General features: G+C 31.4%; 25 protein-coding genes. 11 read left to right on the top strand and 14 right to left on the bottom strand.

Translation table 11 applies throughout. From position 1 onward, the window contains the following. Positions 1–49 precede the first annotated feature (49 nt). Positions 50–1,375, bottom strand: a complete 1,326-nt coding sequence (locus tag H3Z83_RS10915) for a dicarboxylate/amino acid:cation symporter (RefSeq protein WP_182125530.1) — start codon at positions 1,373–1,375, stop codon at positions 50–52. Between the two features lie 124 nt (positions 1,376–1,499). Here H3Z83_RS10915 and H3Z83_RS10910 point away from each other — a divergent pair, with 124 nt between their 5' ends. The 6 genes from H3Z83_RS10910 to H3Z83_RS10885 all read left to right on the top strand — a co-directional run bounded on the left by H3Z83_RS10910 (position 1,500) and on the right by H3Z83_RS10885 (position 6,355). Further along, the gene (locus H3Z83_RS10910; RefSeq protein WP_182125529.1) at positions 1,500–2,150 is read left to right on the top strand and encodes a DUF937 domain-containing protein; all 651 of its coding nucleotides are present in this window, start codon (positions 1,500–1,502) and stop codon (positions 2,148–2,150) included. Positions 2,151–2,220: 70 nt separating this feature from the next. Continuing rightward, positions 2,221–2,526 carry a DUF6787 family protein gene (locus H3Z83_RS10905; protein ID WP_182125528.1) on the top strand — a complete coding sequence of 102 codons (306 nt, stop codon included), beginning with the start codon at positions 2,221–2,223 and terminating at the stop codon, positions 2,524–2,526. A gap of 267 nt (positions 2,527–2,793) precedes the next feature. After that, positions 2,794–3,627: a macro domain-containing protein gene (locus H3Z83_RS10900; RefSeq protein ID WP_182125527.1), complete on the top strand. Its 834-nt coding sequence runs from the start codon at positions 2,794–2,796 to the stop codon at positions 3,625–3,627. A gap of 1 nt (position 3,628) precedes the next feature. After that, entirely contained in the window at positions 3,629–4,180 is a 552-nt protein-coding gene (locus H3Z83_RS10895; RefSeq protein WP_182125526.1) for a TIR domain-containing protein, read from the top strand. Between the two features lie 88 nt (positions 4,181–4,268). Next, positions 4,269–5,246, top strand: a complete 978-nt coding sequence (locus H3Z83_RS10890) for a DUF4062 domain-containing protein (protein WP_182125525.1) — start codon at positions 4,269–4,271, stop codon at positions 5,244–5,246. Between the two features lie 218 nt (positions 5,247–5,464). Next, entirely contained in the window at positions 5,465–6,355 is an 891-nt protein-coding gene (locus H3Z83_RS10885) for a hypothetical protein (RefSeq protein ID WP_182125524.1), read from the top strand. Between the two features lie 132 nt (positions 6,356–6,487). Here H3Z83_RS10885 and H3Z83_RS10880 read toward each other — a convergent pair whose 3' ends face one another. From H3Z83_RS10880 to H3Z83_RS10830, 11 genes are all read right to left on the bottom strand, one after another. Continuing rightward, the gene (locus H3Z83_RS10880) at positions 6,488–7,342 is read right to left on the bottom strand and encodes a mechanosensitive ion channel family protein (protein ID WP_182125523.1); all 855 of its coding nucleotides are present in this window, start codon (positions 7,340–7,342) and stop codon (positions 6,488–6,490) included. After that, the gene (locus tag H3Z83_RS10875) at positions 7,342–10,062 is read right to left on the bottom strand and encodes a DNA gyrase/topoisomerase IV subunit A (protein ID WP_182125522.1); all 2,721 of its coding nucleotides are present in this window, start codon (positions 10,060–10,062) and stop codon (positions 7,342–7,344) included. The genes H3Z83_RS10880 and H3Z83_RS10875 overlap by 1 nt, the downstream gene beginning before the upstream one ends. A 28-nt stretch (positions 10,063–10,090) precedes the next feature. Continuing rightward, the gene (locus tag H3Z83_RS10870) at positions 10,091–10,276 is read right to left on the bottom strand and encodes a hypothetical protein (RefSeq protein ID WP_182125521.1); all 186 of its coding nucleotides are present in this window, start codon (positions 10,274–10,276) and stop codon (positions 10,091–10,093) included. A 4-nt stretch (positions 10,277–10,280) separates the two neighbouring features. Beyond that, positions 10,281–12,137 carry a DNA topoisomerase IV subunit B gene (locus H3Z83_RS10865; protein ID WP_182125520.1) on the bottom strand — a complete coding sequence of 619 codons (1,857 nt, stop codon included), beginning with the start codon at positions 12,135–12,137 and terminating at the stop codon, positions 10,281–10,283. Positions 12,138–12,248: 111 nt separating this feature from the next. Next, positions 12,249–13,724, bottom strand: a complete 1,476-nt coding sequence (gene guaB, locus H3Z83_RS10860; RefSeq protein ID WP_182125519.1) for an IMP dehydrogenase — start codon at positions 13,722–13,724, stop codon at positions 12,249–12,251. Between the two features lie 88 nt (positions 13,725–13,812). Then, the gene (locus H3Z83_RS10855; RefSeq protein WP_182125518.1) at positions 13,813–14,301 is read right to left on the bottom strand and encodes a hypothetical protein; all 489 of its coding nucleotides are present in this window, start codon (positions 14,299–14,301) and stop codon (positions 13,813–13,815) included. After that, positions 14,302–14,838 carry an FMN-binding protein gene (locus tag H3Z83_RS10850; RefSeq protein WP_182125517.1) on the bottom strand — a complete coding sequence of 179 codons (537 nt, stop codon included), beginning with the start codon at positions 14,836–14,838 and terminating at the stop codon, positions 14,302–14,304. It abuts the gene before it with no gap. A gap of 104 nt (positions 14,839–14,942) precedes the next feature. Continuing rightward, positions 14,943–16,124, bottom strand: coding sequence for a porin (locus tag H3Z83_RS10845; RefSeq protein ID WP_182125516.1), 1,182 nt, complete (start codon positions 16,122–16,124; stop codon positions 14,943–14,945). 139 nt (positions 16,125–16,263) lie between these two features. Next, entirely contained in the window at positions 16,264–17,820 is a 1,557-nt protein-coding gene (locus tag H3Z83_RS10840) for a bifunctional metallophosphatase/5'-nucleotidase (protein ID WP_182125515.1), read from the bottom strand. A gap of 87 nt (positions 17,821–17,907) precedes the next feature. After that, positions 17,908–18,711, bottom strand: a complete 804-nt coding sequence (locus tag H3Z83_RS10835) for a hypothetical protein (protein WP_182125514.1) — start codon at positions 18,709–18,711, stop codon at positions 17,908–17,910. Then, positions 18,711–19,574: a hydroxymethylglutaryl-CoA lyase gene (locus H3Z83_RS10830; RefSeq protein WP_182125513.1), complete on the bottom strand. Its 864-nt coding sequence runs from the start codon at positions 19,572–19,574 to the stop codon at positions 18,711–18,713. The genes H3Z83_RS10835 and H3Z83_RS10830 overlap by 1 nt, the downstream gene beginning before the upstream one ends. Positions 19,575–19,755: 181 nt before the next feature. Between H3Z83_RS10830 and H3Z83_RS10825 the strand changes: the two genes are divergently transcribed. From H3Z83_RS10825 to H3Z83_RS10815, 3 genes are read left to right on the top strand one after another with little or no spacing between them, the layout of a single operon-like run. Next, positions 19,756–20,331 carry an RNA polymerase sigma factor gene (locus tag H3Z83_RS10825; RefSeq protein WP_182125512.1) on the top strand — a complete coding sequence of 192 codons (576 nt, stop codon included), beginning with the start codon at positions 19,756–19,758 and terminating at the stop codon, positions 20,329–20,331. Beyond that, complete coding sequence (locus H3Z83_RS10820; protein WP_182125511.1) at positions 20,321–20,851, top strand: hypothetical protein; 531 nt, start codon at positions 20,321–20,323, stop codon at positions 20,849–20,851. The genes H3Z83_RS10825 and H3Z83_RS10820 overlap by 11 nt, the downstream gene beginning before the upstream one ends. Then, positions 20,835–21,908 carry a hypothetical protein gene (locus H3Z83_RS10815; RefSeq protein ID WP_182125510.1) on the top strand — a complete coding sequence of 358 codons (1,074 nt, stop codon included), beginning with the start codon at positions 20,835–20,837 and terminating at the stop codon, positions 21,906–21,908. Before H3Z83_RS10820 ends, H3Z83_RS10815 begins: the two co-directional genes overlap by 17 nt. On the opposite strand, the gene H3Z83_RS10810 is transcribed toward H3Z83_RS10815, so the two are convergent. After that, the gene (locus H3Z83_RS10810; protein ID WP_182125509.1) at positions 21,898–22,551 is read right to left on the bottom strand and encodes a lysoplasmalogenase family protein; all 654 of its coding nucleotides are present in this window, start codon (positions 22,549–22,551) and stop codon (positions 21,898–21,900) included. The two genes, H3Z83_RS10815 and H3Z83_RS10810, sit on opposite strands and share 11 nt — an antisense overlap. Positions 22,552–22,596: 45 nt before the next feature. On the opposite strand from H3Z83_RS10810, the gene H3Z83_RS10805 reads away from it, so the two are divergent. After that, positions 22,597–23,325 carry a head GIN domain-containing protein gene (locus H3Z83_RS10805; RefSeq protein ID WP_182125508.1) on the top strand — a complete coding sequence of 243 codons (729 nt, stop codon included), beginning with the start codon at positions 22,597–22,599 and terminating at the stop codon, positions 23,323–23,325. 69 nt (positions 23,326–23,394) lie between these two features. On the opposite strand, the gene H3Z83_RS10800 is transcribed toward H3Z83_RS10805, so the two are convergent. Then, positions 23,395–26,025 carry a valine--tRNA ligase gene (locus H3Z83_RS10800; RefSeq protein ID WP_182125507.1) on the bottom strand — a complete coding sequence of 877 codons (2,631 nt, stop codon included), beginning with the start codon at positions 26,023–26,025 and terminating at the stop codon, positions 23,395–23,397. A gap of 186 nt (positions 26,026–26,211) precedes the next feature. Between H3Z83_RS10800 and H3Z83_RS10795 the strand changes: the two genes are divergently transcribed. Then, the gene (locus H3Z83_RS10795) at positions 26,212–26,619 is read left to right on the top strand and encodes a DUF1573 domain-containing protein (RefSeq protein WP_182125506.1); all 408 of its coding nucleotides are present in this window, start codon (positions 26,212–26,214) and stop codon (positions 26,617–26,619) included. Positions 26,620–26,647: the final 28 nt, after the last annotated feature.

Raw genomic sequence — 26,647 nt, 5'->3', positions numbered from 1 at the left:
TTATTTATTTAGTTCTTTAAATTTACTTATTTTTCTTGAAGTTTTTAATTTATTTTACTTCATCGTAGTTATCGTCCCAGTTTTTAACATTAGGCTTCCCTAATTTCCCTACCGATTTTGCAACAATCATAGATACTGTAGCATCACCTGTTACATTAATTGTAGTACGTAACATATCTAAAGGTCTATCTACCGCAAAAATTAATGCTAAGGCTACTGGATATAAATCTTTTGGAAAACCAATAGATTCTAATACAATTACCAACATTACCATTCCTGCTCCTGGTACAGCTGCACTACCAATAGATGCAAGTAAAGCTGTTAAAACAATAGACATTTGATTTGCAAACCCCATACCTTCTGGCCATAAAACTTGCATTACAAATACTGCTGCTACTGCTTGGTATAAGCTGGTACCATCCATATTAATAGTAGCACCAACAGGTAATACAAAACTCGATACTTCTTTATCTACTCCAATATGCTCCTCTACACGCTCCATAGTTACAGGTAACGTTGCTGCACTACTACTTGTTGAAAATGCTAATAATTGTGCTGGACTTAATTGTTTTAAAAACCAAAATGGGTTCTTCTTAGTATATACACTTACCAAGATTGAATAAAAAACAATCATTAAAATTAATCCTAATACTACAACTCCTGCATACTTTAATAAGGCTAATAGTATATCAGGATCTCCAGAAGTAACCACCACATTTGCTAATAAGGCAAATACAGCATAAGGAGAAACCAACATAATTAAATCAACCATTTTTAAAATAGCATCATTTAAAGAATCGAAAAATTTCTTTAATGGTTTTGCTTTCTTCTCTCCTATTAATAACATTGATATTCCTAAGAAAATAGTAAAGAAAATTACTTGTAACATTGCTTTGTTGTTACTCATGGCGCTTATGGCATTATCTGGTACCATATCTACCACAAACTGCAATGGTCCACTACTTTGTTGCTTAGTCGCCTCCGTAATTTTAGCAGTAATACTAGAATTACCAGCATAGGTATTTGTTAACTTATCTACAGTAGCTTGCGAAATACCATCACCTGGTTGAATTACATTTACCAACACTAAACCAATCGTAATAGCAATTACCGTAGTACCAATATATATTAACATGGTTCTAACTCCGATATTTTTAAATTTAGAAATGTCTTGTAAATCAGAAATTCCTTTAATTAACGAAGCTATAATTAATGGTACTGCAATTAACTTTAGCAGTTTTACAAAAATGGTACCTAGTGGTTTAATCCAATCTGCAATAAAATTATTCCAGCCAAACTGTAATGCTATGAATCCGAAAAGGATACCTAAAAGCATTCCAATTAAAATTTGCCAGTGTAGTGCGAGTTTTTTCATGTAATCGTTTTAATTTTAAAAAGCTGAAAGGTAAAAAGAAATATTTAAAAAAATGTGACTATAAATACGTAACTTGTGTCTCAATTATTGAAAACTAATTACGAATCTGATTAAAAACAAAAAAATGGCAGGAATTTTAGACTTATTAAATAGCGACTTAGGTAAAACAATTATATCTGGAGTAGCAGGATCTACCGGGCAAGACCAAGGAAAAACAAGTAGTGTTTTAACAATGGCTTTACCTGTGTTAATGAAAGCAATGCAACGTAATACTGCAACACCTCAAGGTGCTGAAGGATTAATGGGTGCAATTAACAAACACGATGGTGGTATTTTAGATAATTTAGGTGATCTTTTTAAAGGTGGTGTAAATGCTGATGTTTTACAAGACGGTGGTAAAATTTTAGGTCATGTATTAGGTAATAAACAACAAGGTGTAGAGCAAGTAATTGGGCAAAAGGCTGGTATGGATACTGGTGCTGTTGCTAATATTTTAAAAACTGCAGCTCCTATTTTAATGGGTGTTTTAGGTAAACAATCTCGTCAAAACAACGTAAGTAACTCTGGTGACTTAGGTGGTTTATTAGGCGGATTATTAGGTGGTAACTCTGCACAAAAAGAACAAAGCTTTTTAGAGCAAATTTTAGATGCTGACGGAGACGGAAGTATTGTTGATGATGTTGCTGGTATGGTTTTAGGAGGTGGCGGTAGCCAACAAAAATCTGGTGGCGGATTATTAGGTGGTTTACTAGGAGGTATTTTTGGAAAAAAATAAATAGTACACATATAATATCTTAAAGGGCAAACATTTGTTTGCCCTTTTTCTTTTAATTACTTTTGCGCCCATGGAAAAATTAAAACAACGTTGGGGTTTAAAAACCACTTGGGATGTAATTGCGGTATTAATCGTGTTTTCTATAAACGGTTCGTTTGCTGCTTGGGTTGCTAAACCAATTACTACTTACTTTGGTCTTTCTACCGAAACCATATCTCCGTTGATATATTGGCCATTACGTATTTTACTTATTTTTCCTATTTACCAAGCTACTTTACCTATAGTTGGCTGGTTATTTGGGCAATTTAAATTCTTTTGGGCTTTCGAAAAGAAATTTTTAAGCCGTTTAGGCTTAGGTTTTTTGTTTAAAGACTAAACCACTCACCAAAACAATATTTTTTTACTCTTTTTACTGATTTAGCACTACCCTTTTTACACTCATAGTGAATGAGTTATACTACTATTGCGGAAAACCACATAAAAAACTGCGGATATCCCCAATGCTAACACTTATTTTCTTTTTAAGTTTAGTGTCAAACTAAACAATAAACAGCTACTAAAAGTTGTGTTATCCTTTTTTATCTTACCCGATAAAAGAAGTAATACTATTCTTATAAGTAGTTGGGTTTAATTAAAAATAAGCATGATTAAGAAAATATTTATTGGAATAAAGAGACATCCCAAAAGGTTTCTTTTAGCCATGGCTTTTGGTTATTCCCTTCTTTGGTCAATCTTAGAGCCAATACTTTCAATAACAGATATAAAACCAACAGGCTATAATGGGTATTATCTTGGAGCATATGGGTTACTTAGTCTCATTATAGCTGTAATAGTAAATTACCCTAAGAAAAGTGTGAAGTTTAACTTCAAAAACACCAATACAAAAGTCGAAATAGTATTCGGAGATCTTTTTAAAGTTTCAGGTCATAAAGTTATATCTGGGAGCGAATTCTTTGATAGTAAAATAGGCAAACCTGTTTCTCCAACTAGCTTACAAGGAGTCTTTATTAAAAATGTACTGGGCAATCATCAATCTTTAATCGATGATGCTGTTAATTCTCAGTTATCGGGAAAACAAATTGAGACAGTCCAAAGAACTGACGGAAAAAACCTTAGATATGAAATTGGTGAAACAATAACTATCTCTCATAATGAATCAATTTACTTCTTATTTGCTTTATCCAAGACCGATATTGATTGTACTGCCTTTAGCTCACCTTCTATAATGCTTAAAGCATTAGACGGTCTTTGGAATAAGGTCAGAACTGAAGGTAATGGTCATGAAGTTAATATCCCCTTAGTTGGTGATGGACTAGCCAGAGTTGGTTTGCCTGCGAGTCAATTAATTCAATTGATATTAATATCGCTTTTAAAGTCTGCTAAAGAAAGAGATTTAAGTTCAACAATTAGAATCGTTTTACAAGAAAATGTATTTGAAAAAGTTGATTTAGAATTAATAAAAAATAATTGGGAATAATATGGCATATAGAAATGGAACATATATAGCTTTTCACGCTGACGGGACAAATGTTCCAACAGAATCAGATATTAAATATTATAATTTAATTAAAGCATGGACAGCTAAAAAAGATGACGATTTTGCTATCGTAAACAGTCATGATAAAAATTCGACTGTTCGTGATTCTAGTAAGAAAAAGACTCTAGAGACTAGGCTAAAGGAAAGGCTTAGGAACAGTAAAAACATGGTTCTTATTATCGGAGACACAACAAAGAACGACAAGGATTGGGTTCCAATGGAAATTGAATATGCCGTAGATGTATGTAAAATACCATTGATTATTGCTTATACAGGTTACAATACCATTAAAGCTCCCAAAAAGCTGAGTAATTTGTGGCCAAAATCTTTAAAAGAAAGAATTGAAAACGGTACATTATCAGCAATACACGTCCCTTTCAAAAAAGAACCATTAAAAGACGCTATTGGTCAGTTTGACATTAAGAAAAAGCCTAGCGGTGGAAGTTTAGGCATATATTCAGATGAAGCATATAAAAATTTTGGTATTGAATAGAACTAAACCCAACAATGTGTATAGTGCATAGCGCCCTACGGGATGCTACGACACCATACACTAAACGTTAGCTACAATTAAAAAAACTATGGCAAAACCAAGAGTATTTATAAGTTCAACATTTTATGATCTTAAACAAATTAGAGCTGATCTAAATATGTTTATTGAAAACCTAGGGTATGAAACTATCAGAAATGAAGAAGGAAACATTCCTTATGGAAAAGATAAAGCTTTAGAGGAATATTGTTATAAAGAAATTAAAAATATTGACATACTGGTTTCAATTATTGGTGGTCGTTATGGAAGTGAATCTAAAAGAGAAAAATCTTCGATTTCCCAAATTGAATTAAGAACAGCTTTAAAAGAAGAAAAACAAGTTTATATTTTTATAGAAAAAAATGTTTTATCTGAATACGAAACCTATCTTCTAAATAAAGAAAATGAGAAAACTATTTATAAATACGTAGATAATTTAAAAATCTACAAATTCATTGAAGAAGTTAAAAATTTAAATGCTAATAACAACATTAAATCTTTTGAGACCGCTTCTGAAATAACTCATTATTTAAAAGAACAATTTGCTGGCTTATTTCAATCTTTCTTAGAAAATCAAAGACGAGTTAAAGAAGTGTCAATTATAGACAATCTTGAAAAAACAGCATTTACACTTAATAAATTAGTTAATTATATAAGTAATGAAAACATTGAAAAAGACACAGAAATTAATCAAATTTTATCTTTAAATCATCCGCTTGTTGAAAAGGTTAGAGAAAATTTACAAATTGAATACAGTTTTTATATTGAAGGCTTTAATGATTTAAATAAGTTACTTGAAGCAAGAGGTTATACAAAAGATGAATTTGATGAAATATTTTCGGACAATACTCCTAATGAATATTATTGGTTAAAAGAAACTGAAAGGAAAAATATTAAAATTACTATATCAAAAGAAATTTTCGAAAACAACAAATTAAAGTTCATTAAAAAGAATGAATGGAAAGAAGAATATTTCTTGTATCAAACTTCAGATAAAGAAATTGAAATACCTGACGACTTACCGTTTTAAAACTGTAGCTAACAATGGCTATAATTAATACGGGTTTTGGTGTTTAAGTCAAGATTTAGTGTATTTTTATAGAGTCCGCCAAATCTTTTGATTTGGCTTTTAAGAATGATAAATTAAAAACAAAAATATAAAAATTTGACTTTATTTTTATCCGAAAAAATAGCGTCTTTTTACACGCCACATTTCATAAACAAGTCCACTAGCTATAATTAGAAAAAATGAAAATAAAAGAACTTAAAATTTTACTTAAAGAAGTCTTAATCGATTTGGATTATAAATATGAGGAAGGTAAACAAGGAAATAGTTTAATGTCAGTCTTTTCAAATTTAGACCAATTCAGAAATGGAATTAATGCTTTAGAATCATCTGATTTACTAAAAAAAGAAATAACAAATGTAAGAAAAAGCTCAATATTCACTACAGCAAAAGACTTTGTGAACCTCAATGCTTCTGAAGGTAGGCAATTGAACGCAAAATTAGAAGAGTTAAAACGAATAGTATCTTCCGTTTCCCAAAGTATTGACCAAATAGGTGGAAAAACAGAAGAAAACACAGTTAGTATAAAACTACCTGAAGTAAGAGATTTTGAAGACCTTTCAAAATTTAGCTCAGAATTTCATAAAGTTTTAAATCAATCAATAGTCAATGATGAAATTAAAGGCGAAGTCAGAATCGATAGTGTTGAAAATGGTTCTATTTGGTTAGATGTATATTTAGGTTCAGCTGCAGCTGTTTCCCTTATTGGTGGACTTACTTGGGCTTCGGCTGTTGTATTTAAAAAAATTCAAGAAGGTAGAATAATACAAAAACACGTTGAAAGCCTTGGAGTAAAAAATGAAAGCTTAAAAGAGATTCAAGTAAAACAGAAAGAAGCACTTTCTCTAATGATTAATGCAGAAGCCAATAACTTGTATAATGAAAACTTCAAAAATGAAAACAATGAACAAGTAGAGAGGCTTAAGTTATCAATTAAAATGATGTCTGATTTAATAGATAAGGGTGCAGAAATCCACCCAGCATTAAATCAACCAGAAAAAGTTAAGAATCTATATCCCAAAATGACAAATTTGAAGACTCTTGAATCTAAAATTAAGAAAATTGAAGAATAAATAACTATTATAAACAATGTCCAAAAGTAATTGCTTGTTCTCGCCTACTTCTGAAAAAGTTCTCACTAATTTTCAATTTGTTGTACTTACTAAGTTACTTGCTAAACTATACAACTACTCATAGCCAAACCACTATACTTTAATCACCTTATGAAAAGGAATTGGTAATTGCACGCCTTCTGCTAAAAAACGTTTATGTACCGCTTCTTTTAAGGCGCATTTGGTTTTAAATTCTTGAAAAGGTTCGTTTAACCATACATAGGCACGCATGTGTATATGATCTGGGTGAATATCAATCACCCGAACATCTACTTGTTCTTTATCTGCCATTATTTGTTCTGGTGTTCTAAAATCGATCACAGTAGGTAACTTAATCGCTTCTTCTTGTATAATTTTTCGTGCTAAATCGATATTGGCTTTAATCCCTAGCTTAAAATTATTAAAACTCAACACGTGCGAATCTTCAATGGTATGATTCAACACCGAATCGGTACTAATTACCGAGTTGGGTATAATCAATCGTTTATTTTCAAAATTATTAATTACTGTGTGGCGTAGTGTAATATCTTCAACAATCCCCATACGTGTATCGTCTAAACGAATATAATCACCTACACGAAACGGACGGAAAATAACAATAAAAGCTCCTGCAATTAAATTAGATAAGGCTGCTTGTGCTGCAAAACCAATAATCGCCGCTAAAATACCAGCTCCAGAAAAAATTAAGGTTGCTTTGCTTCGAAAAGCAGGCACTGTCATTATAATATAAATAATGCCAAAAAGCCCTAGAAAAAACTTAACCGAATTACGTAAAAACAAAATGCTTGTTTTACCAAAACGATCGGTTTTTCTGCGCTTTATAATTTGTACAATGAAAGCTCTAATAATACGAGACAACACCCAGGTTACAAAAGTTACCAATAGTACATACCCAATAATGCCCCAAATAGAACTTAAATTAAACTGATATGTAAGTAGTTTATCCATTAAAATAATGCTGTTTGGCTATCATCGTCCTCTTCTTTAGCTTTCTTCTTTTTTTGCAAAGCTCTTGCTAATGCTTTCTTTGCTTTGTCTTCTTTCGTTTCAACAAAATCTTTTTGCGGAGCTTCTTCAATCTCTAACGGTAAAGTATCTTCAATAATTTCTTCTTCCTCATTTACCTCTATTTCTTCTACCTTTTCTTCTTCTGGTTCTTCATAAGGTAAAGATTCTAATAAATTAACCGTTCGTATTTTATCGGTTGTTAATTGATTTCCTTGTGCTTTAATACCTTTTACAGCAATAAAATCTTCAAAATTAACTTCAACCTTGTCTAAACTACGTTTAGAGAAAATAACCTCAGCCATAGGGCGGTAATCGGTTGCAATGATTTCTAATTTCGATTTTTCAGCATCCGAAATAAACACTTCTTCTTTATCAGGAGTTTCAATTAAAAAACGCTTTACATAATAACGCTCTTTGCCTCCATCAAAGTAAATAGCTGATATTGGTTTATTAGCTTTCCATTTTTCTAGCACTATCATATCGCTATCAAAATGCATGGCTAAATCTGGTGCTACAGCTTTAATTTTACCCGATTGTGTAGCAATTAGTATTTTATCTTCTGCTCTAAACTCTCCTAACAAATCTCCTCTGCCATCAACATTTAAACGCTGTACCGCATCATCAAACCAAATTTTACGAGGTTTTAAGGTAGAAACTCCTGCTGATTTAAATTCAATCTTCTTAATAGCAAACTTACTAACTTGATTACCACGAACACCACGACCTTTAATCGCTAAATCGGCAAAATCGATATCCCATTTTAGTTTTTTAATACTACCAACCGCACGTAAATTAATAGTTACTACTTCAGCTTCTCCATTCGGATTCGCCGTGAAATACAATACTTTAGATTTTGGATTGTCGTTGGCTAAATTGTATTCTTTATCTCGCGTTACACTGGTTACATTAAAGCGTTTCATATAACTCGGACCTTTTGGACCGTCTTTGTAAATCATATTATACACCGTACGCTTGTCTTTCTTTTTAAAAACCGCAATGTGTAATATACCTTTACCTACAAAGGTTTTAGATGCCACCTTAACAACTTGCATGCTACCGTTATCTCTAAACACAATAATATCATCAATATCGGCACAATCGGTAACGTATTCGTCTTTTTTTAATGAAGTCCCTACGAAACCTTCTTCTCTATTTACATACAATTTAGTGTTACGCATTACTACTTTTGTAGCAACGATATCGTCAAAAATTCTGATTTCGGTTTTACGCTCACGCCCTTTACCGTATTTTGTTTTTAAAGCTTTAAAATAATCAATTGCAAAATCGATAAGGTTCGCTAAGAAGTTTTTAACCTCAGCAATTTTATCTTCTAAACTTTCAATATGTTGTTTGGCTTTATCGATATCGAACTTAGAAATTTTCTTAATTCTAATTTCTGTTAAACGTACAATGTCCTCTTCTGTAATCGGGCGTTTTAAATGTTTTATATGTGGTTGTAAACCTTTATCAATGGCTTCAATTACGCCCTCCCAAGTTTCAACTTCTTCAATATCACGATAAATTCTGTTTTCAATAAAAATACGCTCTAATGAAGCAAAGTGCCATTGCTCTTCTAATTCATGTAACTGAATTTCTAATTCTAGCTTTAACAACTTCACCGTTAAATCGGTAGAATGCTTTAGCATTTCCGAAACTCCAACAAAAACAGGTTTGTTATTTTCAATCGTACATGCTAATGGCGAAATAGACGTTTCGCAATTGGTAAATGCGTATAAAGCATCGATGGTTTTATCGGGAGATACATTGGCTGGTAAATGCACTAAAATCTCCACATTTGCCGCCGTATTATCTTCAATCTTTTTTATCTTGATTTTACCCTTATCATTCGCTTTTAAAATACTATCAATCAATGAAGACGTGGTAGTACTAAAAGGAATTTCGGTAATTACTAAAGTCTTTTTATCTAACTGTGATATTTTTGCTCGTACACGAACCTTTCCTCCTCTTTTACCATCGTTATAATTGGTGAAATCGGCAATACCACCAGTTAAAAAATCAGGGACAATATTAAAGCTACGTCCTTTTAAATATTTTATAGAAGCATCGATTAACTCGTTAAAGTTATGTGGTAAAATTTTGGTTGATAAACCTACTGCAATACCTTCTGCTCCTTGTGCTAATAATAGCGGAAACTTTACTGGTAAATCAATTGGTTCTTTTCTTCTACCATCGTACGACATTTTCCACTCTGTCGTTTTAGGGTTGAAAACAACTTCTAAGGCGAACTTAGATAAACGTGCTTCGATATAACGTGATGCTGCTGCTCTATCTCCTGTTAAGATATTACCCCAGTTACCCTGCATATCAATCAACAATTCTTTTTGCCCTAATTGTACCATGGCATCACCAATAGAAGCATCACCGTGTGGATGATACTGCATCGTGTGCCCTACAATATTGGCTACCTTATTGTAACGACCATCGTCTAAATCTTTCATCGAATGCATAATACGACGCTGTACGGGTTTAAATCCGTCTTCGATAGATGGTACTGCACGTTCTAAAATTACATACGAAGCGTAATCTAAAAACCATTCTTTGTACATTCCGGTAACCTTGGTTATCGTTTCTGTAGGCTCAGATTGATTTTCGTTTGCTAACTCTTCGTCGTGTTCGTAATTATTGTTTTCTTCACTCATTGAATAATGTGTATTCTTTTAAGAGTTCTTATTTGTTTAGTTTTTTACTGCTTAAGAAAATTACTATATAAACCAATACAGCAACTAACATTCTTACATAAATTCTGCTGTTTTTAGTCCAGCTTAAATCATCAAAATCTAGTTTAAATAAACTGATAAAGAAAAATGTTGCAGCAATTGCTAAGTATATTCTTATTCTAGTTGGTTTATTCATTCTCTTAAACTTCTTCTGCCATATCTAATTCAACTTTTAAGTTTTCGATGATAAACTTCTGACGGTCTGGTGTGTTTTTACCCATATAGAATTGTAGCATTTGTTCTATCGACATTTCTTTATCTAACATCACCGGATCTAAACGAATATCGTCTCCAATAAAATGCACAAATTCATTCGGAGAAATCTCACCCAATCCTTTAAATCGAGTAATCTCTGGTTTACCTCTTAGCTTATTCATCGCATCTTGTTTTTCTTCTTCAGAATAACAGTAGATGGTTTCTTTTTTATTTCGAACTCTAAATAACGGAGTTTCTAAAATGTATAAATGTCCTTCTTTAATTACCTCTGGAAAAAACTGTAAAAAGAAGGTAATTAATAACAAACGAATGTGCATACCATCTACATCGGCATCGGTTGCAATTACAATATTGTTATAACGTAAATCTCCTAATCCATCTTCAATATTTAAAGCTGATTGTAATAAGTTGAATTCTTCATTCTCGTATACAATCTTCTTTGTTAATCCGTATGAGTTTAAGGGCTTTCCTTTTAAACTAAATACCGCCTGAGTATTTACATTTCGTGATTTGGTAATCGATCCACTTGCCGAATCTCCCTCGGTTATAAATAAAGTAGTATCTAAATAACCTTCTTTCTTGGTATCTCCAAAGTGGATACGACAATCACGTAATTTCTTATTGTGTAAACTCGCTTTCTTTGCTCTGTCTTTTGCTAGCTTACGAATCCCTGATAATTCTTTACGCTCCTTTTCTGCTTGTAAAATCTTTCTTTGTAAAGCTTCTGCTACTTCTACATTTTTATGCAGGTAATTATCTAGTTTCGTTTTTACAAAATCGTTGATATAGGTACGTACCGTTGGTAAATCTCCTCCCATATCGGTAGACCCTAATTTTGTTTTTGTTTGACTTTCAAAAACAGGCTCCATCACCTTAATAGAAATGGCAGAAATAATCGATTTACGAACATCTGAAGCTTCGAAATTCTTTCCGTAAAACTCACGAATAGTTTTAACAATCGCTTCTCTAAATGCTGCTTGATGTGTACCTCCTTGCGTAGTATGTTGTCCGTTTACAAACGAATGGTATTCTTCTGAGTATTGTGTTTTACTATGGGTAATTGCCACCTCAATATCATCTCCTCGTAAATGGATAATTGGATACAACATATCATCTTGATTGTTGTTGTCTTCCAATAAATCTTTTAATCCATTTTCTGAATGGAATTTCTCTCCGTTAAAAACAATGGTTAACCCAGGATTTAGGTATACATAGTTTTTAAGTAATCGGATAATATATTCTGGACGATACTTATAGTTTTTAAAGATCGTTTCATCCGCAATAAAAGTAACCTTGGTTCCTCTTCTACGCGATGTTTCTTCTAATAAATCCTGATTAGTAAGATTTCCTTTCTCAAATTCTGCTGATGCTGACTTACCATCACGCGTAGATTCTACTCTAAAAAAAGTGGATAAAGCATTTACCGCTTTGGTACCAACTCCGTTTAATCCTACCGATTTTTTAAAGGCTCTAGAATCGTATTTACCACCAGTGTTCATTTTCGATACTACATCGACCACTTTACCTAGCGGAATACCACGACCATAATCGCGAACAATTACTTTATCTCCTTGTACAGAAACTTCAATTGTTTTTCCTGTACCCATAACAAACTCATCAATAGAGTTATCTAAAACTTCTTTTACCAAGATGTAAATTCCATCGTCAGGAGAAGAACCATCTCCTAATTTACCAATGTACATTCCCGGACGCATACGGATGTGTTCTTTCCAATCGAGCGAGCGTATATTATCTTCGGTATATTTAGTTTCTTGAGCCATATAAATTGAGGAAATTGAAGTCTCTGCTAAAATAGCATTTACTGTGTAAAAACAAAAAACTCTGTTAATTTAATTATTAACAGAGTTTGTATTTATTTGAACTACTATAAATTATCTTCTACTATAGTTTGGTGCTTCTTTTGTAATTGCTACATCATGCGGATGACTTTCGTTAATTCCACTTGCTGTAATACGAACAAACTTACCTGTATTTTTTAAGGTTTCAATATCTTTAGAACCACAGTATCCCATACCTGCACGTAAACCTCCAATAAATTGATGAATGCTCTCAAACAATTCTCCTTTATAAGGTACACGACCTACAATACCTTCTGGTACTAATTTCTTAATATCGTCTTCTACATCTTGGAAATAACGATCTTTAGAACCTTGTTTCATTGCTTCTACTGAACCCATTCCTCTATACGACTTGAACTTACGTCCTTCGTAAATAATGGTTTCTCCTGGAGATTCTTTGGTACCTGCTAATAAAGACCCTAACATTACACAATCTGCTCCTGCAGCGATTGCTTTAGGAATATCACCTGTATAACGAATTCCTCCATCTGCAATTACTGGAACTCCGCTACCTTTAATTGCTGCAGCAACTTCTAAAACTGCTGAAAATTGTGGAAATCCTACACCAGCAACTACACGGGTTGTACAAATAGATCCAGGACCAATTCCTACTTTTACAGCATCAGCTCCAGCTTCTACTAAATATTTTGCTGCTTCTGGAGTTGCTATGTTACCAACAATAACATCCAACTCTGAAAACTTCGCTTTAACCTCTTTTAAAACTTTAACAACACCTTGTGTATGACCATGTGCTGTATCGATAATCACAGCATCAACACCTGCTTTTACTAAAGCCTCTGCTCTATCAACCGCATCTGGAGTAACTCCTAAGGCCGCAGCTACTCTTAAACGACCGTAAGTATCTTTATTTGCTATTGGCTTTTGAGTAACCTTGGTAATATCTCTAAATGTAATTAAACCTGAAAGTTTATAGTTATCATCAACAATTAATAGCTTCTCAATTTTGTTTTCTTGTAATATAGCTTCGGCATCTTTTAATGAAGTACCTACAGCAGCAGTAACTAAGTTTTCTTTAGTCATTACCTCAACAATAGCTCTATCATTTTTATGTTCGAAACGTAAATCACGATTGGTAACTATTCCTTTTAAAATTCCTTCATTATCTACTACAGGTATTCCACCAATTTTATGTTCTTTCATTAACATTTTAGCATCTAAAACTACTGCTGTTAATGGTAAAGTAACAGGATCGATAATCATCCCGCTTTCTGCACGCTTTACTTTACGTATTTCTTGAGCTTGTTGCTCAATCGTCATATTTTTATGTAAAACACCGATTCCTCCTTCTCTTGCCATAGCAATAGCCATTGCAGATTCGGTTACAGTATCCATTGCAGCAGATACAATAGGAACATTAATTGTTATATTTTTTGTGAATTTTGCTTGAATAGAAACTTCTCTTGGAAGTACTTCAGAGTAAGCTGGTACTAATAAAACGTCGTCGTACGTTAAACCTTCTCCTACAAATTTTGATTGATGAGCTTGCATGTGCAATTAATTTAGTGTGTTGTGTATTAATTGCATGCAAATATACTACATTCAGCTTAGACAGCTATATTAATAAAATGTTATCTTATTAATTTTTAGCCAATACACCTTTAAAAATAAAAAAAACTGAAGCTGTGAAAGATAATGTCATGAACAAACCAGAAATCATTATAACATATTTCATCCAAGTAATACCTGTCCACATTAAGTAAATACCACCAAAAGTACAAATGATTGACACAAAAGGTTCAATCATTAAAAATAGTTTCAATTGAGCATTAACACTCGTAGTAGCTAAAATAATCGCCAATAAAAAGAAAATCACAGAAAGTGATAATATATGATTATGTACTAATGTTTTTATTTCCCCTGAAGATTTTTTAAACTTCATTGTAGTAGCTTCCTCATCATTCTCGTTACCTAAATAACGTTGTTCTATTCCTTTAGGATTAGAGTTTGTGGTATCTCTAACAAATGATATCCCTCCAAAAAAACCAATACTTAATGTACAAACAAAAGCCAGTATTAAAAGCTTTATTTCTTTAGGAAATTGATGAATCGCTCCGTGAATTTGCATTTAAAGCACTTTATTTTGGTGAAGAATATTTAAATCTTGTAGAAAATTATTTACAGCTATTGTCATAGAACTTGCAGATATTGTTGCTCCTGAAATAGCTATAATATCTTTTTCGTATTGCAATTTATCTTTTGATGTTTTTCCTATAAACTGTTTTAACCAGCGTCTACTTCCTATTTCGCCTCCATAATCTTCTCTATATACCAATATTTTGGTTTTTGCTACAATTAAATCTTTATCTAATAAAACTAAATAATCAAACTCATCTGTTTTACTTGGAGCCTTATCAATAAACACATAGCCTATTGATTGATCATTCGACTGAATTGAAAATAGATTTTCTTCACCTACTTTTCTTTTCAACTGCATGTTTACAGAATCAGGAACAATTACTTTAGTAAGCGTAAAATTTTCAATACCATATGTTTTCTTAATCTCTTTATTTATTTTCTTCTTTAAGTTTTTAGGAATACTAAATGATAGAAATCCTATTGAAGCTATAATTAATAAAAAAGGTAAAAACTGTCGTATTTTCATATTGCAAAAATATTAGAATTAGTCTAAATAAAAAACAAAAACCGAACCAAATTTTAAAAACTTGGTTCGATTTTACAAAAAATAACAAACTTCTAATTATATGATTAGAACCAAACTCCGATTCCTAAGTTTAATTGTTTTGTTGCAATATCAGCTGCATTATTCTTAAATTGATAATCAGCTTTTACAACTGCTCCAGGAGCTAACTTATAGCTTAAACCTAATGTCCATTCTTGACGATCGTAAGCTAAGTTTCTTAAAGCTGTATTTTCGATAGAAGCTTGAGTATCATAATCTTCATATCTTACAAAACCAAATAATTGTTGTTTTTTACGTTGTGGTAATAAGTTATAAGCTGCTTCTAAATAGTACCCTTGTAAAGCACTACCTAAATCTCCACCAGTAGCTAAGTTATAATCTTCAGTATCTGTTAAATTCGCATATACAAATTGTCCTCTAGCTGTAAAACGTTGGTACGCATAACGAGCATCAAATCCAACCATAGACATTCCTACATCAGCTCCTGCTATATCTTCTACATCGTTTGGAGATTGAGTTCTTCCGAAATAACCAGATAAACCTAAACGTAATCCTGGTAATCCGTAGTAATCTAATTTCGCAGAGAAGTTAGGATTGTTAAAGTTAGATTTAGCACCTTTTTGGCGACCTCCTCTTAAACCTTTACTTCCTCCTAATTTACCACCTGTAATGTTTCCATTTCCATCTGAAGTAGTTGATTGGAATCCATTAAAGATATATGCTTGATAACGTAAAGATGCAGCATCAAATTTACCAGAAACTCCTACCCCAATCTCTCTCCATGTAGTTGGAATAATTGCACCATCCATACTTGGTCTTTCAACCCCGTTAAATGTAGTTGGTTCGTGATACTCATTTACAATACCCATTGGCACTAACATTAAACCTCCTCGTAAGTTTACATTTTCTGCAATTGTATATTGTAAAAATGCTTGTTCTACGAATACTTCTTTTACGTGTTCAAATTCGATTTCCGTTACAAACTGTAACTCATCATTAAATTTGTAACCGAACAGCATTACTAAACGCTGTACATCCATTTCTGCATTTTTACCTGTAGCTCTATTATATGTAATTTCTCCATAACCACCAACAGTAACACCTTTAGTATTAATGTTACCAGATAAAATACGTTGAGCTGCATTTTGTTGATTCTGTGGATTTGTTGGAATACTGTCTTGAGGTGCAGATTGTGCATTCGCAAATAAACTTGCCCCAGCTAATAATGCGAAAAATACTTTTTTCATTTTTATTTAGATTAATTTTAAATAACTATTTGTTTTACGGTGGCAAATGTAAAACAGTTAATCAATCTAAACAAGACTTATTAAGATTTATTTTAAATAAAAATAAGGAGATTTTAACATTTAATTAAAAATCAATCACTTACTTATTTTTCAAATAAGTGATAATCGCTTTTCTAATATCATAACTAAGCTCATCTGCTTTTGGTTTATATACATTTAGCACATCAGGGCTCTTATCAGATAGTATTGGTATGTCTAATCCTCTTAACAAATAATCAGAAAAAGCAACCTTATAAATTTTATCATTTTGAATTGGATTATTTTGAATCATCCATTCATCTCCTTCCTTTTTCACATTGAAACGCTGTAAATAAGCCCCGGTTCCAGCAGCATTTTGTCCGTAATCTAGAACTTGTTTTAAAAGACTTCCTTTTATGTCTACCTTTAAAACTGAACCTCCATATGGTAATACTCTAAAAATGTCAACTACATTGATATCTCCTTCTAGTTCATCATCTATTCTTACTGACCCACCGTTTACTAAAGCGCAATCCACCTTATCATCATAAGCAAAACTCATAGCTTTGGTTATAATATCTCCCATATTGGTTTGCACACTTCTAATCGGTGTTTCTCTAGCGTCTAAAGGTATTTTAGCATTATAAATAACTTCGTATGGATTAGATACAATATCTTGAATTTTCTCTTTTAAAATCTTTTGCCATTTACTAACAACAGCCCCTACTTTCTCATCTGTAGGAATTTGATCGTTTATCTCTTTTAACTCAGATTTAAATTGTACTTTTTTAGTGTTAAGATCATACTCAAAGCGATGAATATAAGCTGTCTTAGCATTTGCATCAGCTTTAGTTATTATAACATCTCCAACCTTATCATAACTATTGGTATGTTCATGCCCTCCCATAATTAAAGGTACATTAGGTAATAATTCTGCAACCTTTTTATCTTGAGCTATAGATAAATGTGTTAATCCTAAAACAACATCAACTTTATCTTTAATTTCATTATAGGCTCTTTTTATTTCTTCATACATATCACCATAATACACATAACTTTTAGGGTTAGAAGGAATACATACACTTATAAAACCTACCTTTAATATTGAACCATCAGAATTCATAAATTCTTTTACAAATGAATCTTGTAGATTTTCTTTTTTACCATTTACAACTTTATGAAAATAGTGATGTTTACCATCTTTATTATGTAATGTATTCGCTGAAATCCAATCGAATTTACTTTCGTTTAATCGATCTTGTAAACTAGTATAGCTTAAATCAAACTCATGGTTCCCAAATGCTACCACATCAAAATCCATAGCATTCATCACTTCTACCATTTGTTTACCTCGCACACGAGAACCGTCAACTTTCATGGTTCCTATTAATGATGGATTTAAAAAGTCACCTGCTAAAACTGTCATAGTGTTCTTATCTTCTTTCAATAAGTTTTGGCGAACAGTTTCTACTCTTGCCATTCCACCAAATTTCCCTCCTTGAATTGGGGCTATCTCATACACATCGTTAATTTGAAGTATATTGAAATAGGTTTTTGCAGTATCTTTTTTAAATTGATAAGCTGATAAAGGTGAAGAATCTTTTATGTTCTTTGGTGAACCACAACTAACTATGAATATAGAAAGAACAGCTATTAATAAAAATTTACAGTATTTCATTGAGCATTTATTTAATAGTAGTAAAACTTATTAAGCCTACTTTTTAAAGAAAGGTTTAAAATATTAATTAAACCAAAATTACAAATTCTAATGCAGATATTTACGAGTATTCTGTCGAATCATTTTTCGATAAGCAACAAGCTCTGGAAATTGATAAAAGAAGTTTATTTTTTTATGAGCAATCGTTTTTGGATTTCTAACTTTTGGTCTTAATACGAAAGCTGTCCAGCTTTCAACAATATCTTCCTCTGGACTTTCAGCTGCATAATCAGTAAGAAATTCAGAACGATTGTTATCATATAAGTCAAGTAACTTTTCAACACAATTTGCTTCTGTATAACAATATTCTCTTTGAATAACATCCCATCTATTTAATAAGGCTCCTTTCCAAAATAAATTCACAAACTTGTTTAAATAGCTTTTTTTATAAGCTTCTCCTTCTAAAGTTAAATAAAGTTCTCCTTCATCCTGAAGCCCTTTTTTAGTAGGTCGTATTTGCGTTTTATTTAAAGTTAATAAATGACCAAACTCATGCACTAAAGTATAAACCGATTCGTGCAACCTTCTTCTATTTCTGGTTTTAAGATTCACATCTTGAACATCAATTTCTAATTGCCATTTGTCATTTCTAGAATTTAAAGAAACTAAAGCTCCAGTTTTTTCATCTACACCATCAGTCATTAATACGATACGCTTAATGTACTTTTTGGTTAGCTCTTGCGGGAAAATTCTATTAAACTCTTTCCAGTAATAATTTGCTAAATCATTTTTATTAGATCTGTTCTTTACTAACTCGCCATTTTGTATTTGCCATACTCCTATCCTCTTATCAATTGTAGATTGATAAAATGTAGAAAAAACAAAAAAAAGGGTTATTAATTTTAACTTCATTATATACTAAAAACTTCTAGTGCTTTGTTATATGCACTTTCAAAACTCATTGGTTTAATATTTGTATCAACCTTTTCAGCAGTAAAGTATGATAACATTTTTTCAGTTGGCATATTACCGGTTAACTCATCTTTTGCCATAGGGCAACCTCCGTAACCTTTAATTGCTCCATCGAAACGACGGCAACCAGCTTTAAAAGCACTATCTACTTTTTCGTGCCATTTTGTAGGAGTTGTATGTAAATGAGCGCCAAATTCTATATCAGGGTAACTAGGAATTAAGTTTGAATATAAATAATCGATATCTTTTGGTGTTGAACTACCAATGGTATCTGACAATGATAATATTTTAACTCCTAATTTTGATAATTTCTCTGTCCACTCTCCTACTATTTCCACACTCCATGGATCTCCATATGGATTTCCAAAGCCCATAGATAAATATGCTACAACTTCTTTATTGGTTCTATTTGCAATAGCCAATACTTCTTTTAACGTATCAACAGATTGCTCTATTGTTTTGTGCGTATTACGCATTTGAAAATTTTCAGATATTGAAAAAGGGTATCCTAAATAATCAATCTCTTCAAACACAGATGCGTCATTAGCTCCTCTTACATTTGCTACAATAGCTAGTAATTTACTTTGTGTTGTAGACAAATCTAATTTTGATAAAACCTCAGCGGTATCTCTCATTTGAGGAATTGCTTTGGGCGACACAAAACTTCCAAAATCAATTGTATCAAATCCCACTTTTAACAGTGAATTGATATACTTAACCTTTGCATCGGTAGGAATAAAATGACTTTTAATTCCTTGCATAGCATCTCTTGGGCATTCTATAATTTTAACACTGTCAATCATTGTGCCAAATATACATATTTAGATTCATTTTTATAAACCTCGATATGTTATGAAACATATAAAATTCAATTAACTAAATAACAAGATATTACCTATAATTTAACAGGATTTCATTATAAAATTTTACTTTTATTAAAAATAAACTGTCACAATTTAAAAATTGAATTGTCTCTAGTATAGAATGATTTCTTTGGAGTCTAAAACAACACATATCAACCAACTACTCGAACGCTGTAAAAAAAACGATAGCACTGCACAAATGCAGGTGTATAAGGGGTACTATAAAGCCATGTATAATACTGCTTATCGAATTTTGAAAGATGAATTTGAGGCTGAAGATTTAATTCAGGAAGCTTTTTTAACGGCTTTTACTAAATTAAATACTTTTAAAGGAGAAGTTGCTTTTGGAGCTTGGTTAAAAAGAATAGTTGTTAATAAGAGTTTAACTCAATTAAAAAAGAATAACCGTTATGATGAAGTTAAGCTAGAAGTGATTCCTAATTACGAAATAGAAGAAACTTCAATTAACTATGATTCTATTAATGTAAAAGAAGTTTTAAACCATATTAAAAATTTAAAAGACAATTATCGTGTTGTACTAACTTTAAACTTAATAGAAGGTTATGATTACGAAGAAATCGCTGAGATATTAAACTATACAAACGAAAATGTAAGAACAACAATATCGAGAGCAAAAAAGAAATTAAAGCAAGTTTTACTTGCTAACACTAATAAAACAAAAGTATATGGAGGATAAATTACATCAGTTTTTCGATGATAATGATTTCGATATTTTCGAACCTCATTCGGGACATCTCGAACGTTTTCAGAGAAAACTTCAGCAACCTAAAAAGAAAAGTGGTCCATCATTTTTTTGGATGAGTATAGCTGCATCAGTTATTTTAGTTTTAGGGTTTTACTTAGGTAATTATCAGCAACAACAAACTTATGATTTAGCAGATGTATCGCCTAAAATGGCTGAAGCACAAAGTTTCTTTGTTAAAACTATTAATCAAGAGTTAAAAGAAATAGAACAGTATAGAAATATTGAAACAGAAACTGTTATTGAAGATTCTTTAGATGAAATTGAAGAATTAACAGACCAATATAAAACTTTAGTAACAGAGTTATCTAAAAACGAAAATAAAAGACAAGTAATTCAGCAAATGATTGCGAATTACCAAGAAAGATTAAATGTTTTAGAGAAACTCTTATTACAATTAGAACAACAAAAAAACCCTGCAAAATTAGAACTTAGAGATGATGAAATTATATAAAATACTATTCATATTATTGCTTGCACCTACTATTTTAATAGCAAATGATGGTAAAAAGCATGAAAAAACTAAAACCATTAACAAGTCTTTTTCAGTAAATGAAAATGCCACACTTTATGTTAAAAATAAATATGGTAATGTACAAGTAACTACTTGGAACGAAAACCGTATTGAAATTAAAGTTAAAATTACCGTTAAAGGAGATGACTTAGATAATGTAGAAAAAAAATTAAGAGCTATTGATGTGCTTTTCGAAGCTTCGAATAGTTTAGTAGAAGCTCGTACTCAAATTGAAAGTACTAAATCGAAATGGTCTTGGTGGGGAAGTAGTAACACCAATTACAAGATAAATTATTTTGTAAAAATGCCTATCACCAATAATGCAGATTTAAATAACAAGTATGGTAATATAGAACTTGATAAACTACAAGGAAAAGCGAATCTTAATTGCGATTATGGTAACATTGAAGTAGATCAATTACTAAATGATACCAACAGTATAAATTTAGATTACTGTGGTGATTCCGATATTAAATTCATGAAATCTGGTAGTATCAATATTGATTATTCTAAATTAAAAGTTGACGAATCTGAATCGTTAAATGTAAATGCAGATTACTCTACTGTTAGGATTGGAAAAGTTGAAACCGTAAAATTCAATACCGATTACGGCAGCTTATCTGCTAACGATGTCGTTAACCTTTCAGGAAGTACTGATTATGCAAGTATTAAAATTGGTACTCTAAGAAAAAACTTAAAAATTGATACTGATTATGGTGGTATTAGAGTTAAAAATATAGCTAAAGGTTTTGAAAATATTACTATTGATGGTAGTTATGCTGGAATTAAATTAGGAACAAGCAGCGACAATAATTTCAACTTTGTAGTTGATTTAGGTTATGCTGGATTTAATTACCCTCAAGATAATGTTGAAATGTTTAAAAGTATTAAAAAGACATCAAAAAAACATTATGAAGGTATGTTTGGTAAATCATCAAACTCAACGATTAATATAAAATCAAATTACGGAGGTGTATCTATTAAGGTTAACGATTAGTTTCTTCAATCATAGATTGACAAATGAAATAGCGAGCAACATAATACATCGATGTATATATAATAACGTAAGCTAAATGATAATCTAAAAATTTATTAATAGCGATTAAAACATCAGCTGTAACAATTAGTAACATTCCAAAGAAAAAAAGTTTATTCTTTTCATTCATATTATTCATGTAATTCATAAAAGATAAACCAATTACAATAGCAGAAGAAATACCAATTAATAAAAAGGATAATGATATTTGTTGTAAATAAGGCTTTAAAAGCTCATAAATAATTACAAACAAGAGTAAACTAGGCAGTAAATAAGATAATGAGTTTTTAGGATTTATATCAGATAAAGCTCTTCTTGATATAATTATATATAAAATTCTATTAGCTAATAACAATATTGTTCCAAGCATTAAAAAATCATCATCAAAAATTAAAAAAGTATCTGACGCTATAGAATTCATTAAAACGAATAAATAAAAATAATTTATTGTTTTAGTTGAACTTAAATATAAAAATGATAAAAATATCAATGCAGATATTTTAACTATCATTTCAGTAATAGAAGCATTAACGTCAATAAAAAATAAAGACACTAAACAAGCCACAAAATAAGCTATACTATAAAAATTAATCTTTTTAATCATAAGGAGGCTTAAATATAACTAATTATAACTCTAAAATAGAAAAAAATGAAAAAACAACTTATTACAACTATAGTAGTTTTACTTTCAGTTACCATAAACGCACAAAGCTGGTGGAGCTCGAAAAAAGTAAAAGGTAATGGAAATGTGATTACAAAAACTAGATCTATTGATTCTTTCGACAAGGTAAGCGTTGGCGGATCTTTCGATGTAAATCTAATTGATGGTAAAGAAGGTAAAATTACAATCGAAGGTGAAGAAAATTTAATTACTTATATAGAAACTGAAGTAAGAAATGGAAAACTAAAAGTTCAATTTAAAGAGAATACTAATATTCGTACTACAAGAAAAATAACTGTTACAATTCCTTTTGAAGAAATCGAAGCTATTTCTTTAGGTGGTTCAGGAAATGTTACTGTAAAAAAACGTATCAAAGCTGACAGTGCTGCTTTTAGTATTGGTGGTTCGGGTAATATTATTGCCAATATTGATGCGAATACTGTAAAAGCCTCTATCGGTGGATCTGGGAACATTAAATTAAAAGGAAAAACGGATAATTTTAAATGTTCTTTAGCTGGATCAGGAAGTATTAAAGCGTACGATTTAGATGCGAACTCGTTAAAAGCTAGTATTGCTGGTTCTGGAAGTGTACAAACATCGGTTAGTACAAAAATTAAAGCCAGTGTTGTTGGTTCTGGAAGTGTTTATTACAAAGGAAATCCAAAACACATTGACACTAATTCTATTGGATCTGGAGATGTAATTGATAGAAATTAATTCTTATTTGAAGAGCATAAAAAAACCGCTGAATTACTTCAGTGGTTTTTTTATAGATTTCATTTTACTCTATTTTAAAGAAGCTAAACTCGATTTTATAGTTTCAATCTTCGCTAAAGTATCTGATTCCTTTTTACGCTCTAAAGTAATTACTTGCTCTGGCGCATTACTTACAAAACGCTCATTAGATAACTTCTTTTGAATTCCGAATAAGAAACCTTCTGCTCTTTTTAATTCTGCATTTAATTTTTCCGTCTCAGCTTCAATATCAATATTTTCTTCAGCTACAGGGATAAAATATTCGTTAGATTTCACTCTAAATGAAGCGCCATCAACTTTATCTAAAACATAATTGATTACTGATGCATTTGTTAGTTTCTTAACAACAACATCAAAATCTTTAGTGAAATTTTCATTATTTACAACTGACAACTCAACTGCATCTTTAAATGAAATATTTTTATCCTTTCTAATTGTTCTAATTCCTGAAACTACATTTGTAGCAAAGTCAAATTGATTGATAATCGCAGTATCTACCTTTTTAACTTTTGGATATTTTGCTATAATTAAAGCTTCTTCCGGAGTTCTCTCAGTAATATGCTGCCAAACTTCTTCTGATAGAAAAGGCATAAACGGATGTAATATTTTTAAATTATCTTCAAAAATTGAAATTACAGCATCAAACGTTTTTTTATCGATTGGTTGTTGGTATCCTGGCTTTACCGTTTCTAATAACCAAGAAGAAAAATCATCCATAATTAATTTATAGATTGCCATTAAAGCATCAGATAAACGATATTTAGAAAAATGATCTTCAATTTCAGCTAATACAGTTTGGAACTTAGCCTCATACCATTGTAATCCGATTTTAGCCGATTCTGGTTGTTCTAAACTAGCATCAACTTCCCAACCTTTTACTAAACGGAAAGCGTTCCATATTTTGTTTGCAAAACCTTTTCCTTGTTGACATAAATCTTCATCGAACATTAAATCATTACCAGCAGCAGAACTTAATAACAGTCCAACACGAACTCCGTCCGCTCCATAATCTTCGATTAATTTTAAAGCATCTGGTGAATTCCCTAATGATTTAGACATTTTACGTCTTTGCTTATCACGTACTAATCCTGTTAAGTAAACATTCTCAAAAGGCTTTTCATCTTTATACTCATACCCAGCAATAATCATACGAGCAACCCAGAAAAATAAAATATCTGGACCTGTTACTAAATCGTTTGTTGGATAGTAATATTTAATTTCTTCGTTCTCTGGATTACGAATTCCATCGAAAACAGACATTGGCCATAACCAAGAAGAAAACCAAGTATCTAAAGCATCTTCGTCTTGTCTTAGAGTTTCCATTGTAATAGATGGATTCTTCTCTTTTGCTAAAGCTAAAGCTTCTTCTTTGCTCTCAGCTACAACAAAATCTTCTTTTCCATCTCCGTAGAAATACGCAGGAATTTGTTGTCCCCACCATAATTGACGAGAAATATTCCAATCACGAATGTTTTCCATCCAATGACGGTATGTATTCTCAAATTTCTTTGGATATAAAGTAATATCGGTATCATCACCTAAAACTGCTTCGATTGCAGGTTTAACTAAATCTTCCATTTTTAAGAACCATTGATCAGACAATCTTGGTTCAATAACTGCTTTTGTTCTTTCTGATGTGCCTACTTTATTTGTATGAACTTCAGTTTTAACTAAAATTCCTTTTTCTTCTAATTCTTTTATAACTTCTTTACGTGCAACAAAACGATCTTTACCTTCGTGATGTAATCCGAAAGAGTTTAAAGAAGCATCGTCGTTAAAAATATCGATTACTTCTAACTTGTGCTTGTCTCCTAAAACTTTATCGTTTTCATCGTGCGCAGGAGTTACTTTTAAACATCCTGTACCGAATTCAACATCAACATATTCATCTTCAATAATAGGAATAACTCTTCCACAAAGCGGAACAATTGCTTTTTTACCTTTTAAATGTGTAAAACGCTCATCATTTGGGTTGATACAAATTGCTGTATCTCCAAAAATAGTTTCTGGACGAGTAGTTGCAATTGTTAATTTATCTTCTGACCCTTCAATTTGATATTCTAAATAATAAAGGTTTCCTTGTTTTTCAATATGAATAACTTCTTCATCGGAAAGGGTCGTTTTTGCTTCAGGATCCCAGTTTACCATGCGGTAACCACGATAAATTAATCCTTTATTATATAAATCAACAAAAACTTTTATTACTGATTCCGATAAAGCAGGGTCCATTGTAAAAGCAGTACGCTCCCAATCACATGAAGCTCCTAACTTTTTTAATTGTTCTAAAATAATTCCACCATATTCATGTTTCCATTCCCAAGCATGCGCTAAAAATTCTTCACGAGTTAAATCGTTTTTATCAATTCCTTGCTCTTTTAGTTTTGCAACAACCTTTGCTTCTGTAGCAATAGATGCATGGTCAGTTCCAGGAACCCAACAAGCATTTTTACCTTGTAAACGCGCACGACGAATCAACACATCTTGAATCGTATTATTTAGCATATGCCCCATATGTAATACTCCTGTAACGTTTGGAGGAGGTATTACAATTGTATATGGTTCACGATCATCTACTTCTGAATGAAAATAATTATGTTTCATCCAGTAGTCGTACCATTTACCCTCTACTTCTTTAGAATCGTATTTTGATGGAATATTCATATGCTTTATGTATCTTTATAACCTAAGTGTATTAACAATATTTAACTTTGGCATTATTTTTGAAATTGAAAAAGCAAAAATACAACTATCTCTGGTGTACAGAAAATAAGATGTTGGTTTTTTTAGTACTAAAAAAATAATACTAAATTTGTATCGGATTAAACCCCTAAATTAATTTTATCAATTATGAAAACAATTTTATCATTTATCGCTGTTTGTTTTATTACATTAACAGTAAGCGCTCAAGAATTTAAATTCGAAACAGAAACTATCGATTACGGAAAAGTAGCTTTAGGATCTGAAGGAAAACGTACTTTTGAATTTACAAATGTGGGTGATGCTCCTTTAATTATTAAAGATATCAAATCTACATGTGGATGTACTGTACCTAAGAAACCAGAAGCGCCAATTATGCCTGGACAAAAAGGTCAAATAGAGGTTTCTTACGATACGAAAAGACCTGGAGGATTTTCTAAAGCAATTACAGTAATATCTAATGCTAAAAAATCTAGAACTATGCTAAAAATAAAAGGATTTATTTCTAAAAAAGCAGTTCCTGTTAAAGAAAAAACTATGATGAGTGATAGTGAATAATCATTCTATATAAATAATAAAAAAAGCC

Origin of the sequence: Tenacibaculum pelagium, assembly GCF_014062345.1 — a bacterium.
Classification (GTDB): Bacteria; Bacteroidota; Bacteroidia; order Flavobacteriales; family Flavobacteriaceae; genus Polaribacter; species Polaribacter pelagius.
This window is presented reverse-complemented; position numbering and strand designations above follow the sequence as displayed.